At 68.1% G+C, this 1,780-nt stretch carries 3 protein-coding genes; 1 reads left to right on the top strand and 2 read right to left on the bottom strand.

Annotated elements, in window-relative coordinates:
* On the bottom strand, nucleotides 1-257 hold a 257-nt coding region (locus tag EB084_24755; GenBank protein ID NDD31475.1), incomplete at its 3' end, for a hypothetical protein.
* Nucleotides 258-468: 211 nt separating this feature from the next.
* On the opposite strand from EB084_24755, the gene EB084_24750 reads away from it, so the two are divergent.
* Entirely contained in the window at nucleotides 469-1,263 is a 795-nt protein-coding gene (locus EB084_24750) for a hypothetical protein (protein NDD31474.1), read from the top strand.
* Here EB084_24750 and EB084_24745 read toward each other — a convergent pair.
* Complete coding sequence (locus EB084_24745; GenBank protein ID NDD31473.1) at nucleotides 1,260-1,499, bottom strand: NHLP leader peptide family natural product precursor; 240 nt, start codon at nucleotides 1,497-1,499, stop codon at nucleotides 1,260-1,262. The two genes, EB084_24750 and EB084_24745, sit on opposite strands and share 4 nt — an antisense overlap.
* Nucleotides 1,500-1,780: the final 281 nt, after the last annotated feature.

The raw sequence follows: 1,780 nt of genomic DNA, 5'->3' as shown, positions 1-1,780 counted from the left end.
ACGATGACGCGCTCGGCGCCCAGGTTGGTGAGCCGCTGGGTGAACGGGGTGGGTGGAATCCAGGGCGACAGGTCGACCTCGTCGCGCACGGCCACGGCCCCCTCGACCGAGAAGCTCTGGGGCGCTTCAGCGCAGTGCAGCAGAACCTCGTGGCCGCGTGCCATCAAGGCCAGCGCGAGGGCTTTGGCCCGTTCGACCACGGGGGGAGCGGTATGCAGGGGGGCGGTGCCCCAGCAGGCGGCGATGAGCAGCTTCACGGGCGGGTCTCCTGGTAGAGGCTGTGGCGATGACGGCGAGGCCGTGGCGCGAGAGAGACGCTGATTCGCGCGCCGGAAGTGCATTCCTGTTGCGAGCGCAGTCACGACTTGATCGCGCGCGGCAGACGGAGGCATCGCGGCAGGCCCGCCGCGGCGTGCGTCGCGTCCGCGGGAGGGACGCACGCCGCGCCTCGCCAAACCACGTCAGCGTATGTACGAGAACCTGCGTCGGCTGCACTTCCTCTGCGATCGCTGGCTGCGTCGCAACCACATCGAGGTCGACTGGGTCGCCCGTGGCCGCGACGGCTTCGCCGAGATGCGCGATCGCGTCAATGCCACGCCGGGCCTCATGATCTGCAACCGCGCCGGAGGGCTCGAGCCGCTGCTCTGCATGCGCCTGCTCGAGCGCCGTGACGACGGCATCGTGTTTGCCAGCGGCAGCGGCGCCGACGTGGTGAAGAACGTCATCGGCGGTGAGCGGGTGCAGTGGGTCTCTGACGATCTCGATGGCGCCCGTGGCTTCGTTCAGGGGGGCATCGAGCGCATGGCGCAGGGGGGCTTCGCCCTGCTCTTCCCGTCTGGCAAGTCTGACCCGATGGGGCCTCAGCCCTTTCGCGGCGGATTTCGACTGCTGCTCAAGCGCATGCAGCCCGACTGGATGGTCTATGCGTGCCACATGCATCCGGATGACGCCGAAGACTACCTGGCTCGTGCCGGCGAGTACTCGCTCGAGCACATCAAGCGGGCCCTCGATGACGCCGAGCCGGTCGAGCCGCCCCCGGCGACGGTGCTGACGCAGCGCTTCGACGAGCGCTTCACCACGGTGGCCGAGTGGCGCGAGGCCGCGGGTGATCTGCGCGCGCCGGAAGCAAACGAGCGCCTCACCGCATACTACCGGGAGCTGTTCCCGACGGTGAGACGCCCGCGCGCCCAGTATCTCTGGGGGGTTCCGGCCTGGCACGATCCGAACGACGTACCGCCGATCGAGACCGATCTGAAGCGCTAGTACCCGCCCGCGGCGGCCTCGAGAAGGTCGTCGCTGAGCTCGAACGAGGTAGGGGGCAGCACGAGGATGCCCTCGTTCGGCGCCTCTTCGATGACGCGCAGCTTCAGGGTCTTGGGGAGCTCGATACCGAGGGTCGACGTGATGGTGCCCGCGGGGTCGGCGATGAGCTTCTTGCGGAACTCCGGGTCCTTGCTGGCCATCTCGCGCAGCTTGGCCTCGACTTCGTGTCGGAGCATGGGTGAGAGAGTCTCCTTTCGACTTGGCCCAGGCAGTCGACCCGGCAGGGTGTGGTGTGCCGACGGGCTTGTGCGCGAAGCGGTTTCGTCGCAGTTGCAGGAGGTTCCTTTGTACCCGGGAATCTTCGTCCCGGCAACGCACGGAAGGAATCTCGCATGGACGCCCAGCCGCCCCTCACGCCCGAATTCGTCGACCTTGTCAAGACCGCGCTCTCCGAGGTCACCGTCATCGATGTGGGCCCCATCACGGCCGACCGTCGGCTGCGTGACATCGGGCTCGA

The sequence above is a fragment of the Pseudomonadota bacterium genome (assembly GCA_010028905.1).
Lineage (GTDB): Bacteria > Vulcanimicrobiota > Xenobia > RGZZ01 > RGZZ01 > RGZZ01.
Note: the sequence above shows the minus strand (reverse complement) of the source record. Positions and strands in the feature narration are given on the sequence as shown.

Coding starts and splice junctions, on each gene's coding strand:
- EB084_24750 (NDD31474.1), top strand. CDS start 469: ATGTACGAGAACCTGCGTCGGCTGCACTTCCTCTGCGATCGCTGGCTG.
- EB084_24745 (NDD31473.1), bottom strand. CDS start 1,499: ATGCTCCGACACGAAGTCGAGGCCAAGCTGCGCGAGATGGCCAGCAAG.